Here is a 23,524-nt window from a genome sequence, read left to right as displayed (position 1 = left end):
CAATCATTATTAAAAAGCGAGGTAAATAATATGGAACAAAAACATAATGGAATTATTTTTACTGCAATACCAGACGAATCGAATGAATATTATCGACCATTTTATGAAGACATTATTTATTTTAATGAATACTTAAATGAAAATAAAGCATTTACCGATCAACTTATATCTTTATCTGTTGAAGAGCAAGATTTTCATACAAACTTTTTTGAGTATGATGATATTTGGTTAAGAGATGTTGCACCAGTTGTAACGAATCATCTTGTTAAATTTAAATATCATCCAAATTATTTACCAGAGGATCAAGGGCGATATTTAGACCAACAATTTAATAAATGGTTGAAGAAAAATGACTTTGAATATGTGAAATCACCATTAATATTGGATGGTGGTAACCTTATTTGGAATAAAAAAGATACCGTTATTTTAACAGAACGTATATTTGATGATAATGATGATTGGACGGAAGAGGAAATTATTGAGCAGTTAGAGTGGGATTTAGATGTGAGCCGGGTTATTATTATTCCTGCTGAAGAAGGGGATGTACTCGCACACGCAGACGGAATGGTTAAATTTATTGATGAACATACAATGTTTATTAGCGATTTTTTAGGAGATCGTGAATTTAGATATAATGTTCAAGAGATTATTAAAGAACAAATGCCAGAAGCTGAATTTATAGTTGTTCCTTCGTCATATACAGAGAAGGGTCAATATGATCAAGAAATAGCATCGGCAAAAGGATTATATATAAATATGTTAGAAACATGTGACGCCCTTTATGTTCCTAAGTTTGGATTAGCTAAAGATGGGGAAGTTTTACGATATATTCAACAGCATACGGAGAAACAAGTTATTCAAATTCATGTAGGAGAAATATCGACAATGGGAGGCGCAATGAATTGTTTAACGTGGTATTGTCCGAGTCATTTGTTGCCTTCGAAAATGAAAAGATTGAGCAATCAGAATGAAGGTTCTTCAATTAGAAAACTTTTTGATTGGTTTTAATAAATAAGCTTATAAGAAAATGTATTCAAGGGGTATTTATATGTATACAATTACTGAATTTTCGCGAATTTGTAAAATGAGTACACGGATGCTAAGGCATTATGACAAAGAGGAGATATTAAAACCAGCATATGTGAACCCGGTAAATGGATATAGATATTATGAGCAAGGACAGCTAGAAATAGCATTGAAAATTAAAAAGCTGAGGGAGTACAAGTTTCCTTTACCGAAAATTAAAGTAATTCTCCAGTCAGCAGATCAAAATTCATTTATTAAACATATGCAAGCGCAAATTATAGAGTTATCTCATGAGGTGAAACAAAATTTACAGGTTATTTCTGAAATGAATGAAATGGTAAGTATGAATAATGGTTTAAATATTGCTCGTCATAGAAGTTACGATATATTAATTGGAATGAGAAATGAAATAACGGTAATTGCTCAAAGATTACAAATAGATATAGATGATATGGATGATTATTTTTATGACTTATATGAAAAAGTACAAAAAAATAGTTTTCAAATAGCCGGTTCTCCATCCGTAGTTTTTTATGATAAAGAGTATATTCCAAATCGCAGTGATATTGAATTAAGAATTCCGGTTATGTATGAGGACAATAAAGGCGTATTACAAGAGTGCGAAATAAAAAAGCTAAATCAGCATCAACTCGTTACTACTATGCATTATGGCAGCTATGACTATATAGGCTATGCTTATATGGCATTAGAAGAGTGGGTGGAAAGCAATGGCTATATAATAGATAGTCACCCATATGAAGTCTATATAAAGGGACCTGAATGTGATTGTTTAGTAGAGGAGTATGTTACACAAATTTGTTTTTTAGTTACGAAAATAGAATGAGAATAAGGATTGACATTAACATTATGTCAATCCTTATTCTATATATGTAAGCAATTTATCATAATAAAAAGGGGAAAGAATATGAAAAGAAAAATTTTACTTATTTGCCTAATTCTTAGTATGGTATGGATCTCAGCGTGTACTCCTGAAGTAGGAGAAGGTGAGAATGGTAGCTCTGTTCTACCTAATCAGTTGCCGAAGAATGTAGTATTTAAAAATGGTACAATCTATACTTCAAATGGAAAGCAAGACATCGTAGAGGCTGTAGCCGTTAAAGAAGGGAAAATTACATTTGTTGGTTCAAACAAGGATGTAGAGGGATTTATAAATGAAGATACGAAAGTGGTGGATTTACAAGGGCGTTTTATCCTCCCTGGTTTTGTGGACAATCATAATCATATATTTGAAGCGAAATCACCAGCAGCAGGGAATTGTAGTGTCTCACCAGATGCTTCGCTGCAAGAACAACGCTCGTATTTAAAAGCGTGTAAAAAAGATGTAAAGACAGGGGAATGGATAAGCGGAACTGGATTTAGTTTAGAAGAGCTGTTAAAAGATATGGACGAAAAATCAGAACAACAAACTCCATTACAAGTTCTAAATGAGTTATTTCCTAATAATCCAGTATTAATTATGGAAAGAACCTCTCATTCTGTATGGGTTAACTCGAAAGCATTGGAGCTTTCTGGGATAAATAAAGATACGAAAGATCCGCAAGGCGGAAGAATCATTCGAAATCCAGAGACAGGAGAACCGTTTGGTATTCTTTATGATACAGCTGGAGATATCGTGATGGAAAAAGCATGGAATTCCCAGCCGAACCTCTTTGAAAAAAACTATGAAGGTTTGTTGGACGGATTAGGTGAGGTTGCGAAAAATGGTATTACTACAGTCGGTGATGGACGTCTCTATTGGAAGCGAGGCTGGTTAGATGTTTGGAATAAAGTTTATGATGAAAAAAAGCTAACGTCACGAGTAGTACTTCGTCCATGGGTATATCCGAATTTAAATGAAGCAGAACAAATGGAGTATTTCAAAAAAATTAAACGTGATGATTTGTCATCCCGAATGCTTATAAATCAAGTGAAAATGTATAGTGATGGAATTAGTATTAATAGTACAGCTAAAATATTAGAAAAATATAAGTTTGAGTGGTTTAAAGGAACTCCATATGGTTTGAACTATATTCCAGAAGAAAAAATGAAATGGTGGTTAACTGAACTGAATAAAATTGGTTACGGTGCACTCATTCACACGATTGGAGACGGCGGGGTAAGAGAAAGTTTAAATGCAATTGAAGCTGCGAAAAAAGAAGGGGCAAACCAGCCGTATACGCTCACGCACGTGGAAATGGTAGAAGATAGTGATATAAATCGTTTTGCTAAATTAGGTATTAGCGCTGATTTTCAAGTAGGTCATGATTTTGCGGAAGATCCAAAACAAAGCTGGGCAAGTACGTATTTTTCAGATCAACAGATGAAGCGAATTATGCCGTTAGGACGAATTTGGAAAACAGGAGCAAATGTATCACTTAGTAGTGATTGGGATGTAAATGAACTGAATCCACTTGTTACGATTTCGAATGCATTAAGCATTGATGAAAAGGGTTTGTCTGATGTATACGCAGCTATTGATGCTTATACAATTAAGCCAGCCAAAGCATTAGGTCTTGATAACATTACTGGCTCGATTGAAGTAGGGAAATCAGCCGATATGGTATTACTAAATGAAGATATTACTAAAATGAGTGCCGATAAGATTCCGAATGCGAAAGTTTTAGTGACGGTTTTACAAGGAGAAATAGTGTATCACAAGGAGAAATAAAGAATCGCTTTATAAAATTGCTACAAGTAAATGAATATATTCCTGTTGACCTTAACGCGATGTCAAAGTTTAGACTGAACTTACATTCGAAGAAAGGGTGAACATGTATGAGAAATATGGAAAATAGTTTGTTTTATATGCCTGCAGAATGGGAAAAACATGAGGGGACATGGCTTCAATGGCCTCATGACAGAACCCATAGAGGTGAAGGTTACAGAGCTAAGTTAGATGATATTTGGGTAACGATGGCAAAGGAGCTTCATTATGGAGAAAATGTGCATATTGTTGTATACGATGAAGAAGAAAAAGCACATGTCCAATCGAAGTTAATTGAAGCGAAAGTGAATATGGTTAAAATTGATTTCTTAATTCAAGAAACTGATGATATTTGGATCAGAGATAATGGGCCTATTTTTGTGAAAAATAAGGAAGGGGATTTTTCATTAACACATTGGATTTTCAATGGTTGGGGGAATAAATACCCGCATGAAAAAGACGCTGTTATTCCAGAGAAAATAAGTGAAATGTATAGCATTCCAAAGGTTGAATCAAGTGTCTGTCTAGAAGGTGGAGGAATAGAGATAAACGGAAATGGAACCTTAATGGCGGCAAAAACTTCTATTATAAATGAAAATCGAAATCCCACACTAAGTCAGGAAGAGATTGAAATGGAGTTAACGAAGTATTTGGGAGTAACGAATTTCATATGGATAACTGGTATTCGCGGTGAGGATAATTATGATGAAGATACGGATTACCATATTGATGGGGCAGCGCGTTTTGTAAATGAAAATACGATTCTTTATGAATATGATCCTTTTGGGGAAGGAGAGTCGTACCTTTTGGAGGCGCACGAAAAGCATTATCAAGAATTGCGACAAGCGAGAAATATAGATGGAAATCCATTTCAACTCATTCCAGTACCGGTAACAAGACAAGTGGTGAAAGAAGCAGAATGTAAGGGCTCATATTTGAATTTTTATATTGGAAATGAAGTCGTATTGGTACCTATATATGGTGATGAACATGACAAGTTAGGACTTCAAATCATTGAAGGACAGTTTCCAGGAAGAAGGATTGTTGGGATTCATGTAAATGAATTGTATGCGTATGGTGGCATGATTCACTGTGTGACGCAGCAGCATTTAGAATAAAGTGATTCAAATGAAAAAAGCATGCAGAGCATATACTCTGCATGCTTTTTTCTTATAATGTTGAAAACTCTTCAACAAGTTGAGCAAAACGATTCAACGCACTTTCAATAGGTGCTGGTGTAGTTAAATCAACGCCAGCTTTTTTCAGTAGGTTTAATGGATAGTCAGAACTTCCACCTTTAAGGAATTCAATATAATTTTTCTGGGCATTTGGGTCGCCGCTTAATAATTTATCGGCGATTTGGATTGCAGAGGCGAAGCCCGTTGCGTATTTGTAAACGTAAAATGGACGGTAGAAATGAGGGATTCTAGACCAGCCATATTTTACTTCTTCGTCAAATACGATGGAGTCTCCATTATATTCTCTAAATAACTTTTCATAAATTTCACTAAAGACTTGGGCATTTAATGGTTTACCTTGCTCAGCCATTGAATGTGTGATTTTTTCAAACTCAGCGAACATGATTTGTGTAAAGAAGGTACCTTTAAAGCTATCGATAAAGTAGTTAATTAAATGATTACGTACGTTCGTTTCTTTCGCTTCTTTTAATAAATAGTGAATTAATAATACTTCATTTACTGTAGAAGCGACTTCTGCGACAAAAATGGAATAATGTGCAGAAATTCTTGGCTGGTATCCGTGTGAGTAATGCGTATGCATTCCGTGACCACATTCATGAGTAAGGGTGAAAAGGCTATTTAAATCATCGTGATGATTTAAAAGAATGAAAGGATGAACACCGTATACACCAAAATTATAAGCGCCAGAACGTTTTCCTGGTGTTTCTCTCACGTCTATATATCGTTTATCTTTAAAGCTTTTTAATGTTTCGATATATTCTTCACCTAAAGGAGCTAGTGACGCGATCATTATATCAAACGCTTCGTCGTATGGAATGTCTTGTTTTACACCTTTTACTAAATCAACACTCAAGTCGTATTGTCTTAGTTCATCTACATTTAATTTTTCTTTTCTAAGTTCATTATACGTATGTAATGATTGAATGTTTTTTTTCGTCGTATCGATTAAATTTTCATATACTTCTTTCGGAACCATGTCGCCAAATAATGATTTTTCTAAAGCTGATGGATATTTTCGTAGCTTTGAAACAGTAACATTATTTTTAATAGCTGCGGACAAAGTAGAAGCGATAGAGTTTTTTAACTGAACATATGGCTTGTAATAAGCTTTATAAGCTTCTTTACGTTTCTCACGATTCTCATCTTCTATTAACTTTGAATACATTCCACGTGTTAAGTTTACTTTTTCTCCATCACCAGTAGTCACTTCACCAAAAATTATATCTGCATTATTTAACATGCCAAATGTATGCTGCGGGGAGGAGAGTGCTTCACCCATTTGTGATAAAATCTCTTCTTGGTCTTTATTCAAAACGTGTTTTTTATAACGGTATAGCTCAAATAAGTCTTCTTTATAATAGTGTAAGCCTTCTGTTTCTTCTATGTAAGAATGTAATGTGTTTTCATCTACACTAAGCAAGAATGGGGAAAAGAAAGATTTAGCCGCACTTACTTTCACGTGTAATTGTGATACTTTATCGACAAGGGATTGAGCGTCAGTATCGCGTGTATCAAGATCAGATTGTAGTCTTGCATAAGCGAACATTAAAGATATTATGCTAGATATTTCTTCACTCTTTGTTAAATAAGCTAATAAACTATTGCCATCGTGAATATTTCCGTTAAACTTGTGTAGTTCATTCGTTAATACTTCAATTTTATGAAAGTCGCTTTCCCAATCTTCAATTGTATGGTAAATGTCCGTTAAATTCCATTTTTCTTTATCAGCTACTTGTAGTCGATCTTTAAGTTCTGTCATAATCATTTCCTTTCTAAATATGTAGTTATGTTCCTATATAACTATGAAATACAACAAATTGCAAAAAATCCCTGCTGGAAAATAAAAAGCCTTGCCGGAAATGGCGAGGCTTTAAAAGTTTAATGTAATGCCAAACGTTGAATGTAAAAGATTTTTATATTGCTCTTCTGTAACTGTTTCTTTCGTTTTTTTACCGTTTTTCGCTATTGTAAGGCTATCTTTCGTTAAAGAGGCATGCCCATTTTCAGTCAGTTTTACAATAAGAGGTACTTTATTAAAAGGGGAACCCTCATGTTCAACGATAATTTTTTGTGCTGCATTTGCTTTTTCCACATTTACTTCTTCCAAGTGAAATGCATAACCTACTGTCCAATCATTAGTAGAAGATTGATCTAGAAACTCATTATTTTTACGCATTTCTAAAATATAATTGCCTTTTTCAGTCGTTTCTTTGCGAATACGATAATCTCCTGTTACGGAGTGAACGACTTCACCTGAGAAAGGGACAGGTGCAAGAGGTAAGTATGATCCGAATCCAACTTCAATTAAGTAAAGTTCATTATGATATTTTAAAACTGTTGCGATATGTCCAGAATCCACAGCCCATATAGAGTTTGCATTGTTATAAACTGTTCCTGAAACGAGATGAACATCGAATTTAGAGTCTTTAAGGAAGTAATACATAGTCGGATTGAGTTCATAACAAAGGCCGCCACGGTTGTTTAATAAAATTTTCTGCTCAAGATTTTCTTTTGATATTTCTGTAAAGTTGTTTTCGAGAATATTTAAGTTTTCAAAAGGGACAGATTGTGACATTGCATACATAATACTAGGTAAACCTTCAAATGAAACAGTTTCTTTTTCTTCTATATTTAATCGTGCGAAAAATTGTCTTTGAAAGTCTGTCATTGAAATCCCTCCGTTATGCTTTTATAGGTAAATTGTAAACAAAATTGAGTAAGATGTGAATTTCAAACTATGTTGAGATACTTGTGGAATATGTGAAGTTACATGAAAAATAATGTGAGAGATTAAAAGATTACTACTTTACTAACCGTAGAACGAATATTATAATAATTTTAATAAATTATGCAAACGTTTTCTTGAAGGGGATGGTGTAAATATGTTGAAAAGGATTATGGTAGTCTGTTTATTGTTTATTTTACTTTTTCCTAATATATATGAGGGGAATAAGGCGGAAGCAGCAACGATAAACAATGGAACATTAATGCAGTATTTTGAGTGGTACGCTCCGAATGATGGGAATCATTGGAATCGTTTGCGTTCTGATGCTGAAAATTTAGCTCATAAAGGAATTACATCTGTATGGATACCACCTGCATATAAAGGGACTTCACAAAATGATGTAGGATATGGAGCGTATGATTTATATGATTTGGGGGAATTCAATCAAAAAGGAACGGTGCGGACGAAATATGGGACAAAAGCACAGTTGAAATCTGCAATTGAAGCTTTACATAAGCAAAGCATAGATGTGTATGGTGATGTAGTTATGAACCATAAAGGTGGGGCTGATTATACTGAAACCGTAACAGCTGTAGAGGTAGACCGAAACAATCGAAATATTGAAGTGTCAGGTGATTATGAAATTAATGCATGGACGGGGTTTAACTTTCCAGGACGCGGAGATTCTTATTCTAATTTCAAATGGAAATGGTATCATTTTGACGGAACGGATTGGGATGAAGGAAGGAAATTAAATCGAATTTATAAATTTAGGGGTATAGGTAAAGCGTGGGACTGGGAAGTGTCTAGCGAGAATGGGAATTATGATTATTTGATGTATGCAGATCTTGATTTTGATCATCCTGATGTTGTGAAGGAGATGAAAAATTGGGGAACGTGGTATGCGAATGAATTAAATTTAGATGGCTTTCGTTTAGATGCTGTTAAACATATTGATCATGAATATTTACGCGATTGGGTAAATCATGTCAGACAGCAAACAGAGAAAGAAATGTTTACAGTAGCTGAATATTGGCAAAATGATATTAAGGCCTTAAATAATTATTTGGCGAAAGTCAATTATAATCAATCTGTGTTCGATGCACCGCTTCATTATAATTTTCATTATGCTTCAACAGGAAATGGGAATTATGATATGAGAACTATTTTAAATGGAACAGTAATGAAAAATCACCCTGCACTCGCAGTTACTCTCGTTGAGAATCATGATTCACAGCCTGGGCAGTCATTGGAGTCTGTAGTAAGTCCGTGGTTTAAACCGTTGGCATATGCATTTATTTTAACACGTGCAGAGGGCTATCCTTCAGTTTTTTATGGTGATTACTATGGGACAAGCGGAAAGAGTAGTTATGAAATTCCAGCGTTAAAAGATAAAATTGATCCGATTTTGACGGCACGAAAAAACTTTGCATATGGTACGCAGCGTGATTATTTAGACCATCCAGATGTGATTGGCTGGACAAGAGAAGGTGATGGTGTACATGCTAATTCTGGTTTAGCGACATTACTCTCAGACGGACCAGGAGGATCAAAGTGGATGGATGTTGGAAAGAATAACGCTGGGGAAGTATGGTACGATATTACGGGTAATCAAACAAATACTGTAACAATTAATAAAGATGGATGGGGGCAGTTCCATGTAAATGGAGGCTCTGTTTCAATATATATTCAGCAGTAAATTTATGATGAAAAAGAAGGGGCAGACTGAAATATAAGTTTTCCTCTTCTTTTTTACATTCTGCATAGTTATTAAAGTATGACACCTTTACTTCTTGTAAAACATATAGTATGATGATTTCAATAAATTAGATTTCAATGACTAAAATATAAATTAATGAGAGGTGCTTTTTGTGAGTGCGGTAGGTACTAAATAGGAAAAATTTAATGAAATAAATCGGATAAGACCAGGGGATTTTTATGTACATCATACCCCTAATTTTGTCATGGATTTATTTCGAAACCTATGAAGATACCTACAATACTTTATAAAGCTTGTAATAATAGGGATTGCCATATACTTTTTAGATGGCTTATTTCCTTATACGTTATTACACTTGCCTTGTAAATGTAAAAGCTGCGGTATCCCCGCAGCTTTTTTGTATATATTTTTAATGTATAAAAATGGTAATTAAATAATATAGAATTCATTGGAATCTAATGAGTAGGTATCTTCATTGATGATAGAAATCAATCATAGTGAGGAGAAACAAAATGAATACGATGACTTTTGAAAAGTTACAATATAACGAATTAATGGAAATAGTGAAATCTTATTGTGTAAGTGGTTTAGGTAAGGAATTATTAAATAAATTAGAGCCGAGTACGAGTATAAAAGTAGTGAGAAATCGCTTAAATGAAACGACAGAAGCACGAGCTATAGTAGATGCAGAAGGGCATGTGCCTTTTTTCGGAATATCCAATATCGCTAGTACAATTCAAAAATTAGAAAAAGGGATGATTTTAGATCCAGCAGAGTTAGTGAGCGTTTCAGACTTTTTACGTGGGTGTCGAAAGATTAAAAAGTTTATGCTAGATAAAGAATTTTTTGCGCCAGTATTAGCTTCTTATGCAAATTCAATGACTGAATTTAAAAGTATTGAAGAGGAAATTAACTTTTCAATTAAAGGAAATAGCATTGATGCAGCGGCTAGTAAAGAGTTAAAACGAATTCGAAATAACATTGATTCTGTAGATGGAAAAATAAAAGAACGTTTAACGAAGTTTTTAAATAGTAGTGCAAATAAGAAGTATATTCAGGAATTCTTTATTAGTAAAAAGGATGATCGCTATACGATTCCAATCAAATCTACCTATAAAAATCAAGTTGCAGGAAGTATTGTTGAAGCATCTGCAAAAGGTTCTACTGTATTTATAGAACCACATACGGTTACAAAATTAAATGCGGAACTAGCAAGTTGGAAAGCAGAAGAAGCGATGGAAGAGTATCAAATTTTAGCGACTTTATCAGGAATGATATTAGAAAATATTTATCATATAAAAATTAATATGGAACTGATTAGTCAATATGACATGGTATTTGCGAAAGCGAAGTTTAGTAAAAGTATCGATGGAATAGAACCGAAGTTAAACGATCATGGTCACATTCATTTAGTGAATTGTAAGCATCCGCTTTTAACAGGGCAAGTTGTACCGTTAAATTTTGAAATCGGTCAAGAGTACCGTAGTTTAATTATTACAGGACCGAATGCGGGCGGGAAAACGATTGTGTTAAAAACAATTGGACTTTTAACATTAGCGACAATGTCTGGCTTGCACATTGCTGGAGATAAAGAAACAGAAATTGCTATTTTCGAAAATGTGTTTGTAGATATAGGTGATAATCAAAGTATTGAAAATGCACTAAGTACATTTTCATCTCATATGAAAAATCTGTCTGAAATTATGAGGATGTCAAATAATAATACGTTACTACTATTTGACGAAATAGGAAGCGGCACAGAACCAAATGAAGGTGCGGCGCTTGCGATATCTATTTTAGAAGAATTTTATCTAACGGGATGTATTACAATTGCGAGTACGCATTACGGAGAAATTAAACGATTTTCAGAAATGCATGGTGATTTTATGAACGCAGCAATGCAATTTAATAGTGAGACATTGGAGCCTCTTTATAAATTAGTGATCGGTAAATCTGGTGAAAGTAATGCACTTTGGATTGCAAATAAAATGAATGTAAAAGAACATGTACTGCAAAGAGCGAAAGAGTATATGGGAAATAAAGAATACGCTATAGAAAAAGTGAATGAAAGCAAAATTAGAAAACCGAAATTCGTGCAAGAAAAAAGAGAAAATCACTATGAATATAAGATTGGCGACCGTGTGAAATTATTAGATCATAACGATTTCGGAATCGTATATAAGGAAAAAGATAATTTCTATAATGTCGTTGTATATTATAACGGTGAATTCACTGAAGTGAATGTAAAACGTATTACTTTAGACGTGGCAGCAAAGGAATTATATCCAGATGGATACGATTTAAATACGTTATTTGTCGATTATAAAGAAAGAAAAATGCAACACGATATTGAGCGCGGATCGAAAAAAGCGCTTCGTAAAATTGAAAAAGAAATTAGAAAGAATAGAGGGTAATATAAAGTGATAAAGATTAGACAAGAACAACAAAATGATTATAGTAAGACTGAAGAAGTTGTAAAAGAAGCGTTTTTAAATGAAGAATTTAGTGATAAAAAAGAACATGAACTTGTAAAACGTATTAGAGAATGTGACGCATTTGTTCCAGCGTTATCAATCGTTGCGGTAGATGAGGAAATAGTCGGGCACATTATGTTATCCAAAATTACAATAGAACAAGGCGGGACTACTGTAGATTCATTAGCACTGGCACCAGTATCAGTTGCTCCAGGCCATCAGAAAAAAGGAATTGGTGGCAAACTTATCGTAGCGGCGCTAGAAAAAGCGAAAGAACTTGGATATGGATCAGTTGTAGTATTAGGGCATCCAGAGTACTATCCGAAATTTGGTTTTAAGAAAGCAAGTGATTGGAATATAAAAGCACCATTTGAAGTGCCAGATGAAGTGTTTATGGTGATGGAACTTAGAGAGAATGCTCTTCAAGGTGTTGAAGGGGTTGTTCAGTATTCGAGTGCTTTTTCTGAATAAAAGTACCGATTAAGAAATGTAATCATAAAAAATGCTATCTTTTTGTAGGGATGTACAGAAAGATAGCGTTTTTTAGTAAGCAGATCTACTTACGTATATTTTGCGCGATGGATAATTGAGATGATAAGATTGATATAGAAATGTAAAGGGAGAGAATATGATGAAGACGCGAGAAACAGATAGTAATGGGAAATTAGTTACGTTATATGTTACAAGACACGGTAAAACAATATTAAATGCGAATCATCGCGTGCAAGGTTGGGCGGATTCTCCGTTAGTAGAAAAAGGTGTTGAAGTTGCCGCGAATCTAGGAATGGGATTAAAAGATACTCATTTTACTAGTGTATATAGTAGTGATAGCGGTCGAGCGATTGAAACTGCTAATTTAGTATTAAAATATAATGAGCAATCAAAGTTAAAACTTGAGACAAGAAAAGATTTACGTGAATTGAACTTTGGCACTTTTGAAGGCGAAAAAGTTGAAATTATGTGGGATGCTATCGGAAAAGCTGCAGGTGTTACATCACCAGACGAACTCATGAAGTATTCTATTGAAGAAGTTATTAATCTGATTAGAGCAGCAGACCCTACAAAACAGGCAGAAGATTGGGCAGTATTTTCTACTCGTATAAAAAAAGAAATTAATAGGATTAGTGAAGAAGCTGCTGAAAATGGTGGAGGCAACGTTTTAGTTGTAGCTCATGGACTTCTGATTACTGCATTAATAGAAATGCTGGATCGTAGTAAAACAAAACTTGGAGTGGAAAATGCAAGTGTAACGAAAGTTTTATATGAAGATGGGAAGTATACAGTCGAATCGGTTGGGGATATGAGTTATGTTGAAAAAGGAAAAGAAAGTGTGGAAATATAATAATATCTCAAATAGAAATAAGAACAGGAAGCTAGCAAAATCTAGCTTCCTGTTTTAGTTAGATGAATCATGGGATTAATAAAATCTTCCCAGTACTTTTTCGGCTCTCTAATAATTCATGTGCAAGAGCACCATCTTGTAAAGAGAATGTAGTAGGATTCGCGATGTTTAATTTTCCATTCGCAATCCATTCGAATAGTTGAGAGGAACGCTCTTTTCGCTCTTCGTAAGATATAAGTACATTCCAAAGGTCTCCGCCAGTTAAAGTTTTCGAAGTATCCATAAGCATACGTGGATCAACTGGCGCAGGATTACCACCGGCCATTCCGTAAAATACGACAGTACCACCAATTTTAGTCGCTTTAAAGCTTTCTTCTAATGTAGAACCTACTGATTCATACACAACATTTACGCCAGCGTCATTAGTTATTTCAAGTACATTCGTATGCCATGCTTCGGTATATAAAAATACGTGATCGGCACCGGCTAACGCTGCTATCTGTGCTTTTTCTTTTGATGACGTAAGACCGATTACTGTTCCGCCCTGTAGTTTAATCATTTGGATGAGAAGCTGACCAACACCACCAGCTGCGGCATGTACTAAAGCTATATCACCTTGTTTTATTTGATAGCTATCTTTCGTTAAATAATGTGCTGTTAATCCTTGTAATAAGATAGAAGCGGCTGTTTCAAAAGAAATAGAATCTGGAAGTGGAATTGCTTTTTCAGATGGAACGGCAACCAATTCCGCATTTGCAAATGGAACGTCAGCAAATGCAATGCGATCTCCAGGATTGATAGTAGTAACGTCAGCTCCTACTTCTTCAACGATACCAGCCCCTTCATAACCTAATATATAAGGCGGATTACCAGCGAGATGATAATCGCCGCGGCGTCTATAAATATCAGCGAAATTTAAACCAATTGCTTGCATGCGAACAAGAATTTCATTTGGATTTATGATTGGATCAGCTATTTCTTTATATTGTAGTACATCAGCGTCTCCGAATGTTTCGAAATAAAGTGCTTTCATATGGAATACCTCCATTTATATTGTTTGTAGATGTTCTTTATCATACAATACAAATATCAATAGAAAAAGAAGATTATTTCGATGAAATCAATCGGAAATACCGATTGGAAAGAGGGATGATAAATGGAGATAAAACAATTAATTACATTTAAAGTAGCGGCGGAAAGCTTGAATTTTACACAAACTGCGAAGAAATTAAACTTTGCACAATCGAGCGTGACAGCGCAAATTAAAACGTTAGAGTCTGAGCTTGGTACGCCGTTATTTGAGAGATTGGGAAAACGCCTTTTCTTAACTGAAGCAGGAAGAAAGTTTCAACTATATGCCGATAAGATGATTGCGCTCAGTAACGAAGCGAAAATGGCTGTGAAAGATGATGAGGAAATAGCAGGTACGTTAATAATTGGTGCGCAAGAAAGTCAATGTACATATAGGCTCCCTTCCATATTAAAGATGTTTAAAGCACAATTCCCCAAAATAAAGCTTATATTTAAACCAGCGCATTCCAATAAAGATGCGAAAGCGCAATTGATGGAGGGGAAAGTAGACCTTGTATTTATTTTAGACGAATGTAAAACAGAAGATGTTTTACATGTGGAGCCACTTATGAAAGAAGAATTAAAAGTAGTAGCTGCTCCTACGCATCATTTACTTCAACAAACTTCCATTTCTATAAAAGATTTAGAGAAGGAAACACTTTTACTAACAGAACTCGGTTGCTCGTATCGGACTTTATTTGAAGAGTTATTTCGTACGGAAGATGTATACCCAGCAAATAAGATTGAATTTGTTAGTGTCGAGGCAATTAAACAATGCGTTATTGCAGATTTAGGTATAGCAGTTTTGCCAGCAATAGTAGTAGAAAAAGATATACGAGAGGGGACGATAAAGGAATTAGTCTTAAAGAATACAATCACTCCGATCTATACGCAAATTGCTTGGCATAAAGATAAATGGATGACAGCGCCGTTACAGCAATTCATTGAGGTAACGAGGGAGTCTTTTACAAAGAAGTAAATGGAGAAATATTTGTTTTATACGAAAGAAGAATAGCACTTTTGTATTGAGAAAACCGATACTTGGATGAAACAAGTATCGGTTCTTTATAGCATATTTTTATAATCACTTTTAAGTATTGCCATAATAATTTCATCCGAGTACGTATCGTTATAAAATAAGGATTGACGTAAGGTTCCTTCTTTTACAAACCCAACCTTTTCATAAGCTCTAATTCCGCGTAAATTATGGCTAAATACTTCTAACTGTAAACGATTTAATGATAGTTGTTCAAAAACAAATCTTAAAACAATTTTAATAGCTTCAGTTCCATAGCCTTGTCCTGTTAATGCTATGGAAAGCATTGATATTCTGAATCCTGCTCTTTTGTTCTCCTCATCAATATCTAAAACCGACAACTCTCCAATCATTTCGTCAGTGCTTTGTAAACAAATAGCGAAATCATAGCGACTTGAATCATTATTTATATGGTCTATATGTGTCTTAATTTGCTCCAATGAAAAAGTGGGCTTAGTTCCAGTCATATAACGTATCTCTGTATCCATCGTACTTTCTAATATAATGGATGCATCTAGTTCGCAAAGAGGCCTTAAATAAATTCTTTCACTCTCTAATCTCATTATAAATTTCTCCTTAAGGTTGGTGATAGAGTATATAAATATTTTTGATCTATATTGAAGAAGAGTTTTATTTTTTGTATTGTTTGAAAAGTATGTTTCTTACTTTGATATTACATGAATTTTATAATGGCATGGTATACCTAAAACAAATAATAAAAGTTTTATACACAACAAAATACATCATCAAACTTTTTGCTAATATCATTATTATTGTTTTTCATTCCGCTTTTAAATGAACATGAATTTTTATAGATATTTTTAGTGGGAAATAAGCATGTACCACTAATTTGCACCGTAGTTAAACAAGAATTAAATAACGTTATTGTCACTTTACAAGAGCATGTTTTGATTGTTTATCCCGTATTAACGGATAGTGAGACTCCAACTTCGAACTTTGACCGAAGCAAAGTAGGTAGGAGTCGGCCTATCCAGAAAAGCCTGATAGAGTAGGGAGGTTCCTTTAATGTTTTGGAATAATTTAGCATAAGTGATTTTCATATCTCTAAATTTATGCTCTAATTAAAATAAAGGAGGCAAGTAAATGGGGAATGAGATTAAACGATATGTAATACGCACTTTTATATTTACATGGATACTATGGGGGCTATTAATTAGCCTAATAAAATTAAACATTACGACATTTGGTACACCGTTAGCGATGATATTATTTGTTTTCGGAGGATCATGCCATCAATCATTGCAATTAGTTTAAAGAAAAAATATGGATCAAAAGAAGAGTTCAGAGTGTTTATTAAAAATATTGTTAATCCTAGGCATCACTTTGTATGGTATGTTCTAATTGTTGTTCTAGCTTTTATTAGCTGTTATCTTCCAACGATATTTGGTGGAGCAACGATGCAAAAACCATTATACGTGGCATTACTTAGCTTTCCAATAATGATTATTGGTGGCGGTCTTGAAGAAATCGGATGGAGAGGGTTCTTACAACCTGCCCTTCAGAAAAGGTTTTCGGCATTTTTTAGTACGGTTATTGTGAGCGTTATATGGGCTATTTGGCACTGGCCGTTATGGTTTATTCCAGGTACGAGTCAAACTCAAAGGGATTTTATAGCCTTTATAATTACGACAATTGCCGTATCTTTCTTATTAACTACAATTATTAACGCAACTAAAAGTATTTTTATGTGTCTAATTTTTCATGCGCTTCTTAATTCTTTTTGGAGTGTGTACGTGCCAAATGATAAAGTGTTACCAGCATTTTTAACTTTTATTTTCGGAATTTTCGTATTTATCGTGTGTAAAGTCATAATAAAAAGAAAGAACCTCTTATTGATTAGGTAACTGAAATAATAAAAGGAAACATATTAATATATTTTTTATGGATATGAAACTAATTAATAAGAACACGACACAAACATAATTAAAATATAATACAAGTTTGTGCCGCAAAAAAATTTGCAAAACTATAAACAACATCAAAAAGAATGAAGAGCCTTTCCGTATACATAAACAATGCTAACGACAGTTATAGTAATTCATTTGTTAGAACAATTGAATCAACTAAGGTCTGTATCAGGAGGAGTATATCCAAGGTGGCGAGCCATAGATACGATTTGTCCTTTATGATGAAATTCATGTGTTTCCGTATGAGTTAAAAGCCATAGTGGAGTTGTGCTCCAAGGCTCTTTTTGCCATTTCACTTCATTTGCTATATTTTCGAGCCAGCGGTTATTGTATTCATCTAAAAAGCGTTGTACAGTCTCATCTACTAACTTAAACCTAGCACGGACTTTTTTGACATCTGCATGTTCAATTTCATAATCGCTAGCAAATGAAAAATCTGCTCGTTTTTGGTTAAATGCGAATATTCCAAGCCAGTATCGATAGCAATCGGCTACATGAATATGGGTTTTTATAATGCTGCCACTTCCGAAGTTAGGAACCGTACTGTGCAATTTTTCTTGTGGAATTTCTTCCAAAAATGTAAATAGATTTTCCCTTGTAGAACTAATAAGATTATATTGTTGTTTTAAAACATCTAACATGTGGGTACACTCCTCTTTTGTTTACTGAAATATTTGTGCAGTAAGTAATTCTATATTTATGAGGAGTGGACCTTTTTTATAGTTTTCAGTAAGCATATTAGGTGTATTTCTTAATGGTTTCTGATAGATTAAACAAAGTGAAACTTTAATAAGTGGAACATTTTTAGTTCATAATAAACTGTACATAAAAAAGGGGACGATAAAATGAATAGAATAGTTGGTTTGAAACAATTTGAAATAACGCGTGGGGCATTACTTAAATTTATGGAAACTTTAGATGACAAAACTGCGGATAAGCAGCCGGATGGCTTTAATAACACAATCCGCTGGCATATCGGTCACGTGTTATCTGCAGCAGAGACTTTCATGTTTGGAAGAGAATTTAAACATTTACCAAGTGAATATCCAGGTATGTTTGGATATGGATCAAGACCATCTAAATGGGAAACAGAAGGGCCATCATTAGAAGTGTTAAAGTCTCAGTTACAAGAGCAAGCGAAGCGCATTAATGAAATTCCAGCAGAAGCATTTGAAAATAAACTTCCAGAGCCATTCTTAGGATTGGAAACAGTAGGGGAGCTTTACGGTATGATGCTTTATCATGAAGCGGATCATATTGGTCAAATGAAGGCGATGGAACGTCTTGTGAAATCTCTATAGTTTTGAATTTAATTGCTTAAAAAAACGAAATCCCAGATGGATTTCGTTTTTTTATTGAGCAAGTAGAGAAAATTAATTAATTCTAATATTTCTAACGTAATCAGCATTATCCTTTCGACTGCTTCAAATGTTTGAGCTGTGTAACAATCATAATGCTAATGACAACGAGTAAAAACCATGAGCTAATTTTGCTTAAGTGAACGAGGTTCCATGTTTCCTGTTGATTTGGATATTGCCATGCTCCGAAGAAGGTAGCGATGTTTTCTGCAATCCAAATAAAGAATCCGATAAGGAAAAAGGAAAGTACGAGCGGCATTTTATATGTAACGCCTTGTAATGAAAATTCCACAAATGTGCGAAAGAAAACAATGAATAATAGTAAAGTTAATACCCATCTAAAGTCATATAGAAAATGATGTGTGAAAAAATTGAAGTAAATCATAGCTCCTAACGGCACGGCAAAAATAGCCTTTGGCCAATAATACATTTGCAAATGCAATCTTCTCCACGCCTGGCATATGTAACTTGCGACACTCGCATACATAAAACCACTGTATAGCGGAACACCGAAAATTTTTGAATACGCCTCCTCAGGATAACTCCATGATCCAAAATGCACTTTATATATTTCTAGTAGAAGTCCGATAAGGTGAAAAACAGTAATTACTTTTAATTCGTCTTTCGTTTCAAGTCCCGTTTTATACATTATATATTGCATAAGAAGACATACGATGAGTATGAAATCATAGCGATATAACCCTGAAATAGAAATGATTTTTGAAAGGGCTAGTGTTAAAAAAATTACGACTGGAAACAAACAGGATAATGCTTGTTCGTAAGTGAAATAGAGTAGTTGTTTTATATAAAACATCGTTTCACCTTCTGCGAGTTCTTATTTTAATTGAATAATCTGAAGAATAATTAAGTATACTATAGTTCTAAATAATAGAAAACTAGAATTGATTTGTTTAAAAAAACAAAAAAATGTAAAATGAAGTTAATTTAATGCAAGGGAGATGTGCCAATGTCAGCGCTTATTGTAAGTATCCCGTTTATACAACAGTTTATGGAACAAGGGGATAAAGTGAAACTTTAATCAGTGGGGGTTTTGTTCATCCCCCACTGATTATCAGCCCTCACCAATCGGGCGTTTACGGGCAGTTGATCTCCCACCTAACATCTTTGCTCCAGCTGAATTTTGAGGTGGGAGTCTTACTGCCCGTTAATGCGGGATAAATAGGCTAGAATAATTGTCCCCGCTATTTAAATAAAGGGGGAGTTTGAAATGACGATGAATCTTTTTCAAAATAAAACTATTAAATTATCAGCTATTAGAGAAGCAGATGCTGAAGTAATGGCTATGTGGCAAGAGGATAGTGAATATTTAAGAAATGTAGATACAGATTTGGCATTCCCGCAATCATTACATGAAATAGCGAGTGATGGGCTATTAAAGGGACGGAGATCCAATAGTGTTTCTTTCATGTTAAGAACAGTTCAAGATGATCGCTTAATTGGTTTTGTTGCAATTCACGGCATAGAGTGGAATAACAGAACAGGTTTATTAGCAATTGGTATAGGCGATGCAAATGATAGAGGAAAAGGATATGGGAGAGAAGCGTTGCATCTTATTTTAAAGTATGCGTTCTATGAAATGAATTTACACCGCGTTGGCCTCGATGTTATTTCTTATAATAAAGCTGCCATTGCGTTGTATAAAAAGATGGGTTTTCAGATGGAAGGGTGTATGAGAGAAGTAGTTCAGCGAGATGGAAAGTGTTTTGATCGAATGATTATGGGGATATTGCGGGATGAATGGATAGAGCTGCAAGATTAAAAGTACATTCCATATTATATATGTAGTATGCAGGAGATATAATGATAATTGGCGAAAATTTACAGTGTACTGATTGAAAAATAAGGGGTTATGTGAGATGAATTTGGAGAAAACAAAACCAGTAAACGAAGAGGGCGCTGAATTAAAAGAACTAATTAAAGAACTACACGGAAGTGTACATCAACTTCAAAGTGAAGTGCAGCAACTAAGGCACGAAAGACCAGTTGTTGAAGTGAGAAAAGGTGTTCAATTATCACCAACAATCATCGGACAAATTGGTGGTATGATTTTAGGTGGATTAGCAATTATAGGTATATTTTGGTGATGAAAAAAGGTATGCGGCGTAGTGCTGCATACCTTTTTTACTGTCGTTATTTGTCGGTAAGTCGATATTCGTTATCGAATCGCCGATATATTTAGAAAATCGCTGATATATTCGGAGAAACGATTGATATATTTTAAAAATCGCCGATATAATTTCATGCACTACAATTTTTACATTAAGTAACGTAAATATATATAAGCGTGTGATAATAATAATGCGATAATCGTTAATGGGAAACCGATTTTTAAGAAGTCCATATAAGAGAATCCATGTCCTTCACGTTTTGCAATACCAGCAACGACTACGTTTGCTGATGCTCCAATTAATGTTCCGTTTCCTCCTAAGCAAGCTCCAAGAGATAACGCCCACCATAGTACTTCGATTTGCGGGGAATCGACAGATAGTCCGAGTCCTGTAGCTAAATCTTGAATAAGCGGGATCATCGTTGCGACAAATGGGATATTGTCAATTGTCGCAGATGCGATGCCAGATACCCATAAGATAAGTATGGCAGCGAAACCGATATCGCCATTTGTTACGTCGAGTACTTCTTTTGCGAGTGAAGAAATAAGTCCGATATCAATTAACCCGCCAACGAGAACGAATAGTCCGGCGAAGAAGAAAATAGTTACCCATTCAACGTGGGCAAATACATCTTCAATATCGTGTTCTTTCACACCGATTAACATAAGAAGTGTAGCACCCGTCATCGCAATAACGGCAGCGTCTACATGAATAATAGAATGAAGTATAAAGCCTAAAATAGTTAGTCCTAAAATTGTAATGGATTTTAAAAGGAGGCTTTGATCTTTAATATAATCTTTTTCGTTTAATGCCATTAGTATTTTAATTTGCTCAGTTGTTGTTTTTAGTTTGTTACGATACATGAAGTAAATAATGCCAAGTGTAACGATAGAAATAATGATTACGATTGGAGCTAAGTTTAATAAGAAGGCATTAAAGTCTAAATGCTTATTAGCTGATCCAATCATAATGTTCGGTGGATCACCGATTAATGTTGCTGTTCCGCCTATATTTGAAAATAGTACTTCTGAAATTAAATAAGGAACAGGGTTTACTTTTAAAATACGTGTAATGGATAGTGTAACAGGAACGATTAATAATACGGTTGTTACGTTGTCCAAAAATGCAGAACCGACAGCGGTTAATAGGGATAGTAATAATAAAATGCGGATTGGTTTTCCGCCAGCTGCTTTTGCTGCTTTAATAGCTACAAATTCAAATACGCCCGATTGACTCGTAATATGTACGAGAATCATCATCCCAATTAAAAGGGTGATCGTTTCCCATTGAATATGTGATGTGAAAGCAGTATGTAAATCTACAATTCCAAAAATAATCATAATAGCAGCACCGAATAATGCGATTACAGCACGATTCAATTTCTCAGAAATAATAAAACCGTACGTGACTAAAAATACGGCAATTGCAAAATAATATTGCCAATTTGCTACTTCATGTGCTGAATGTTCCAAGCATGTCACCTTCTTTAAAGTATGTATTCAATTGTCGAAATGTATCTCGCTACATTAACACGGGATAAAATATATTGTAGCAAATTCAAAAAAGAAAGAAAACTATTTAACAAAGTGAAGGAAAAAATGTGATTTTTACATATCATATAAAAAATATAAAAAACACAGTGCAAATTATTAGGAAAAGTGAGCGTTGTCCTCTAATATAGAGATAGCAATTTACATTATTTTTGCGTAAAATGGTTTAAAGAGGTGAATTCCGATGGAAATAGTAAAAGATAGTTCTCTTATTCAAAATGAAATTGAACGTTTTGTAAATAAAGATGTATATATTCATTTAGAAACAACAAACGGAGCGTATGCGTCACACTTTAATGAAAAGTTGATGACAGTTGGAGCATTCATTCGAAATGCAATTATCCGTTTTGAACGCGGGAAAATAACTGGAACCAACCCATACCGAGTTGGTTTGAAAATGGATCATGGCTGGGTATATGCAGAAGGCATTACGCACTGGGAAGTAGACGATAAAGAGCGTTTATTACTAGCAGGGCATGATAATCAAGGCCGCTTAGCGGTAGCGCTTGAGTTAAGCTTAACGCCATTTAAGTAAGAAGGAGGGAAACTTATGGAGAGACATGTACTTGTTGTATTTCCGCATCCAGATGATGAAGCATTTGCTGCGGGAGGAACAATTCGCTTATTAACAGATCAAGGAGTACCTGTAACATATGCATGCGGTACTCTTGGACAAATGGGACGTAACATGGGGAAAAATGTATTCGCTAACCGTGAAACGATTCCAAATATCCGTGAAAAAGAATTAAAAGATGCATGTGAAGCGATGGGGATTCAAGATTTAAGAATGCTTGGTTTCCATGATAAAACGTTAGAATTTGAAGATGTTGATTTTGTTGCAGATAAAATTGAAGCGATTATTCAAGAAGTAAATCCATCTCGAATTATTACATTTTATCCAGAACACGGCGTACATCCAGATCATGATGCATTTGGCCGTGCTGTAGTTCGCGCTGTATCACGTATGCCAAAAGAAGAGCGTCCAGTCATTCATGCAGTTGCGATTACGAGAAATCGCGAAGCAGTACTCGGTGAGCCGGATGTTGTAAATAATATTAGTGAAGTATTTGAACATAAATTAGCTGCACTAGGCGCGCATCGTTCACAAACAGAAGCAATGCTTGAAGAAACACATGCAAAAATAAAAAACAAAGATGCAGCAACATTAAAATGGCTGCAACTTGAACAATTTTGGACTTATAAATGGGAGTAGGCTAGAAGGATATCTTCTAGTATCTCTTACATATAAAAAGCGCCATCAC

General features: G+C 34.5%; 21 protein-coding genes and 1 pseudogene. 15 read left to right on the top strand and 7 right to left on the bottom strand.

Annotation, left to right across the window (positions count from 1 at the left end; all coding sequences use genetic code 11):
- Positions 1-30 precede the first annotated feature (30 nt).
- The 4 genes from JTF23_RS09700 (at position 31) to JTF23_RS09685 (ending at position 4,848) form a co-directional block, all read left to right on the top strand.
- Positions 31-1,008 carry an agmatine deiminase family protein gene (locus tag JTF23_RS09700; protein ID WP_204208703.1) on the top strand — a complete coding sequence of 326 codons (978 nt, stop codon included), beginning with the start codon at positions 31-33 and terminating at the stop codon, positions 1,006-1,008.
- 40 nt (positions 1,009-1,048) lie between these two features.
- Positions 1,049-1,870, top strand: coding sequence for a MerR family transcriptional regulator (locus JTF23_RS09695; protein WP_078181270.1), 822 nt, complete (start codon positions 1,049-1,051; stop codon positions 1,868-1,870).
- An 81-nt stretch (positions 1,871-1,951) separates the two neighbouring features.
- Positions 1,952-3,694 (top strand): amidohydrolase, encoded by a 1,743-nt coding sequence (locus JTF23_RS09690; RefSeq protein ID WP_204208629.1) that lies wholly within the window; start codon positions 1,952-1,954, stop codon positions 3,692-3,694.
- A 107-nt stretch (positions 3,695-3,801) separates the two neighbouring features.
- Positions 3,802-4,848, top strand: a complete 1,047-nt coding sequence (locus JTF23_RS09685) for an agmatine deiminase family protein (RefSeq protein ID WP_204208628.1) — start codon at positions 3,802-3,804, stop codon at positions 4,846-4,848.
- Between the two features lie 52 nt (positions 4,849-4,900).
- On the opposite strand, the gene pepF is transcribed toward JTF23_RS09685, so the two are convergent.
- Both pepF and JTF23_RS09675 read right to left on the bottom strand, forming a co-directional pair.
- Positions 4,901-6,688, bottom strand: coding sequence for an oligoendopeptidase F (gene pepF / locus JTF23_RS09680; protein ID WP_204208627.1), 1,788 nt, complete (start codon positions 6,686-6,688; stop codon positions 4,901-4,903).
- 111 nt (positions 6,689-6,799) lie between these two features.
- Positions 6,800-7,597 (bottom strand): arylamine N-acetyltransferase family protein, encoded by a 798-nt coding sequence (locus JTF23_RS09675; protein ID WP_204208626.1) that lies wholly within the window; start codon positions 7,595-7,597, stop codon positions 6,800-6,802.
- 214 nt (positions 7,598-7,811) lie between these two features.
- Here JTF23_RS09675 and amyS point away from each other — a divergent pair, with 214 nt between their 5' ends.
- The 4 genes from amyS to JTF23_RS09655 all read left to right on the top strand — a co-directional run bounded on the left by amyS (position 7,812) and on the right by JTF23_RS09655 (position 13,190).
- Positions 7,812-9,353: an alpha-amylase gene (gene amyS, locus JTF23_RS09670; RefSeq protein WP_204208625.1), complete on the top strand. Its 1,542-nt coding sequence runs from the start codon at positions 7,812-7,814 to the stop codon at positions 9,351-9,353.
- Positions 9,354-9,886: 533 nt separating this feature from the next.
- Entirely contained in the window at positions 9,887-11,788 is a 1,902-nt protein-coding gene (locus JTF23_RS09665; RefSeq protein WP_204208624.1) for an endonuclease MutS2, read from the top strand.
- A gap of 6 nt (positions 11,789-11,794) precedes the next feature.
- Positions 11,795-12,319 carry a GNAT family N-acetyltransferase gene (locus JTF23_RS09660; RefSeq protein WP_204208623.1) on the top strand — a complete coding sequence of 175 codons (525 nt, stop codon included), beginning with the start codon at positions 11,795-11,797 and terminating at the stop codon, positions 12,317-12,319.
- A 160-nt stretch (positions 12,320-12,479) separates the two neighbouring features.
- Positions 12,480-13,190 carry a histidine phosphatase family protein gene (locus JTF23_RS09655; RefSeq protein ID WP_033714743.1) on the top strand — a complete coding sequence of 237 codons (711 nt, stop codon included), beginning with the start codon at positions 12,480-12,482 and terminating at the stop codon, positions 13,188-13,190.
- Between the two features lie 67 nt (positions 13,191-13,257).
- On the opposite strand, the gene JTF23_RS09650 is transcribed toward JTF23_RS09655, so the two are convergent.
- Positions 13,258-14,223, bottom strand: a complete 966-nt coding sequence (locus JTF23_RS09650) for a quinone oxidoreductase family protein (protein ID WP_204208622.1) — start codon at positions 14,221-14,223, stop codon at positions 13,258-13,260.
- A 123-nt stretch (positions 14,224-14,346) separates the two neighbouring features.
- On the opposite strand from JTF23_RS09650, the gene JTF23_RS09645 reads away from it, so the two are divergent.
- A complete protein-coding gene (locus JTF23_RS09645; protein ID WP_204208621.1) occupies positions 14,347-15,240 on the top strand; it encodes a LysR family transcriptional regulator in 894 nt (297 codons plus the stop codon).
- An 86-nt stretch (positions 15,241-15,326) separates the two neighbouring features.
- Here the strand turns inward: JTF23_RS09645 and JTF23_RS09640 are convergent, their stop codons facing one another.
- Positions 15,327-15,860 carry a GNAT family N-acetyltransferase gene (locus JTF23_RS09640; RefSeq protein WP_204208620.1) on the bottom strand — a complete coding sequence of 178 codons (534 nt, stop codon included), beginning with the start codon at positions 15,858-15,860 and terminating at the stop codon, positions 15,327-15,329.
- Between the two features lie 541 nt (positions 15,861-16,401).
- On the opposite strand from JTF23_RS09640, the pseudogene JTF23_RS09635 reads away from it, so the two are divergent.
- A pseudogene (locus tag JTF23_RS09635) lies at positions 16,402-17,162 on the top strand (CPBP family intramembrane glutamic endopeptidase).
- A 215-nt stretch (positions 17,163-17,377) separates the two neighbouring features.
- Here JTF23_RS09635 and JTF23_RS09630 read toward each other — a convergent pair.
- On the bottom strand, positions 17,378-17,866 hold the full coding sequence (locus tag JTF23_RS09630) for a DinB family protein (protein ID WP_204208619.1): 489 nt from the start codon (positions 17,864-17,866) through the stop codon (positions 17,378-17,380).
- A 204-nt stretch (positions 17,867-18,070) separates the two neighbouring features.
- Between JTF23_RS09630 and JTF23_RS09625 the strand changes: the two genes are divergently transcribed.
- Positions 18,071-18,526, top strand: coding sequence for a DinB family protein (locus tag JTF23_RS09625; protein WP_002161005.1), 456 nt, complete (start codon positions 18,071-18,073; stop codon positions 18,524-18,526).
- A gap of 106 nt (positions 18,527-18,632) precedes the next feature.
- Here JTF23_RS09625 and JTF23_RS09620 read toward each other — a convergent pair whose 3' ends face one another.
- Entirely contained in the window at positions 18,633-19,397 is a 765-nt protein-coding gene (locus tag JTF23_RS09620) for a DUF817 domain-containing protein (protein WP_204208618.1), read from the bottom strand.
- A 414-nt stretch (positions 19,398-19,811) separates the two neighbouring features.
- Here JTF23_RS09620 and JTF23_RS09615 point away from each other — a divergent pair, with 414 nt between their 5' ends.
- Together JTF23_RS09615 and JTF23_RS09610 are read left to right on the top strand one after the other, a co-directional pair.
- Positions 19,812-20,363 carry a GNAT family N-acetyltransferase gene (locus JTF23_RS09615; protein WP_204208617.1) on the top strand — a complete coding sequence of 184 codons (552 nt, stop codon included), beginning with the start codon at positions 19,812-19,814 and terminating at the stop codon, positions 20,361-20,363.
- Positions 20,364-20,460: 97 nt separating this feature from the next.
- On the top strand, positions 20,461-20,688 hold the full coding sequence (locus JTF23_RS09610; protein ID WP_204208616.1) for a hypothetical protein: 228 nt from the start codon (positions 20,461-20,463) through the stop codon (positions 20,686-20,688).
- Positions 20,689-20,858: 170 nt separating this feature from the next.
- Here JTF23_RS09610 and JTF23_RS09605 read toward each other — a convergent pair whose 3' ends face one another.
- Positions 20,859-22,184: an ArsB/NhaD family transporter gene (locus JTF23_RS09605; protein WP_204208615.1), complete on the bottom strand. Its 1,326-nt coding sequence runs from the start codon at positions 22,182-22,184 to the stop codon at positions 20,859-20,861.
- A gap of 262 nt (positions 22,185-22,446) precedes the next feature.
- On the opposite strand from JTF23_RS09605, the gene JTF23_RS09600 reads away from it, so the two are divergent.
- Both JTF23_RS09600 and bshB2 read left to right on the top strand, forming a co-directional pair.
- On the top strand, positions 22,447-22,797 hold the full coding sequence (locus JTF23_RS09600; protein WP_000407037.1) for a YojF family protein: 351 nt from the start codon (positions 22,447-22,449) through the stop codon (positions 22,795-22,797).
- A 15-nt stretch (positions 22,798-22,812) separates the two neighbouring features.
- On the top strand, positions 22,813-23,475 hold the full coding sequence (gene bshB2 / locus JTF23_RS09595; protein ID WP_000439466.1) for a bacillithiol biosynthesis deacetylase BshB2: 663 nt from the start codon (positions 22,813-22,815) through the stop codon (positions 23,473-23,475).
- Positions 23,476-23,524 lie beyond the last annotated feature (49 nt).

The sequence above is a fragment of the Bacillus sp. RIT 809 genome (assembly GCF_016892495.1).
Lineage (GTDB): Bacteria > Bacillota > Bacilli > Bacillales > Bacillaceae_G > Bacillus_A > Bacillus_A cereus_U.
This window is presented reverse-complemented; position numbering and strand designations above follow the sequence as displayed.

Excerpts from the sequence above, each read along its gene's own strand:
- JTF23_RS09695 (WP_078181270.1), top strand. The coding sequence starts at position 1,049 with ATGTATACAATTACTGAATTTTCGCGAATTTGTAAAATGAGTACACGG.
- JTF23_RS09645 (WP_204208621.1), top strand. The coding sequence starts at position 14,347 with ATGGAGATAAAACAATTAATTACATTTAAAGTAGCGGCGGAAAGCTTG.
- JTF23_RS09700 (WP_204208703.1), top strand. The coding sequence starts at position 31 with ATGGAACAAAAACATAATGGAATTATTTTTACTGCAATACCAGACGAA.
- JTF23_RS09630 (WP_204208619.1), bottom strand. The coding sequence starts at position 17,866 with ATGTTAGATGTTTTAAAACAACAATATAATCTTATTAGTTCTACAAGG.
- JTF23_RS09650 (WP_204208622.1), bottom strand. The coding sequence starts at position 14,223 with ATGAAAGCACTTTATTTCGAAACATTCGGAGACGCTGATGTACTACAA.
- JTF23_RS09675 (WP_204208626.1), bottom strand. The coding sequence starts at position 7,597 with ATGACAGACTTTCAAAGACAATTTTTCGCACGATTAAATATAGAAGAA.
- JTF23_RS09600 (WP_000407037.1), top strand. The coding sequence starts at position 22,447 with ATGGAAATAGTAAAAGATAGTTCTCTTATTCAAAATGAAATTGAACGT.
- JTF23_RS09685 (WP_204208628.1), top strand. The coding sequence starts at position 3,802 with ATGAGAAATATGGAAAATAGTTTGTTTTATATGCCTGCAGAATGGGAA.
- JTF23_RS09625 (WP_002161005.1), top strand. The coding sequence starts at position 18,071 with ATGAATAGAATAGTTGGTTTGAAACAATTTGAAATAACGCGTGGGGCA.
- amyS (WP_204208625.1), top strand. The coding sequence starts at position 7,812 with ATGTTGAAAAGGATTATGGTAGTCTGTTTATTGTTTATTTTACTTTTT.
- JTF23_RS09655 (WP_033714743.1), top strand. The coding sequence starts at position 12,480 with ATGAAGACGCGAGAAACAGATAGTAATGGGAAATTAGTTACGTTATAT.
- JTF23_RS09690 (WP_204208629.1), top strand. The coding sequence starts at position 1,952 with ATGAAAAGAAAAATTTTACTTATTTGCCTAATTCTTAGTATGGTATGG.
- JTF23_RS09610 (WP_204208616.1), top strand. The coding sequence starts at position 20,461 with ATGAATTTGGAGAAAACAAAACCAGTAAACGAAGAGGGCGCTGAATTA.
- JTF23_RS09665 (WP_204208624.1), top strand. The coding sequence starts at position 9,887 with ATGAATACGATGACTTTTGAAAAGTTACAATATAACGAATTAATGGAA.
- bshB2 (WP_000439466.1), top strand. The coding sequence starts at position 22,813 with ATGGAGAGACATGTACTTGTTGTATTTCCGCATCCAGATGATGAAGCA.
- pepF (WP_204208627.1), bottom strand. The coding sequence starts at position 6,688 with ATGACAGAACTTAAAGATCGACTACAAGTAGCTGATAAAGAAAAATGG.
- JTF23_RS09640 (WP_204208620.1), bottom strand. The coding sequence starts at position 15,860 with ATGAGATTAGAGAGTGAAAGAATTTATTTAAGGCCTCTTTGCGAACTA.
- JTF23_RS09615 (WP_204208617.1), top strand. The coding sequence starts at position 19,812 with ATGACGATGAATCTTTTTCAAAATAAAACTATTAAATTATCAGCTATT.
- JTF23_RS09620 (WP_204208618.1), bottom strand. The coding sequence starts at position 19,397 with ATGTTTTATATAAAACAACTACTCTATTTCACTTACGAACAAGCATTA.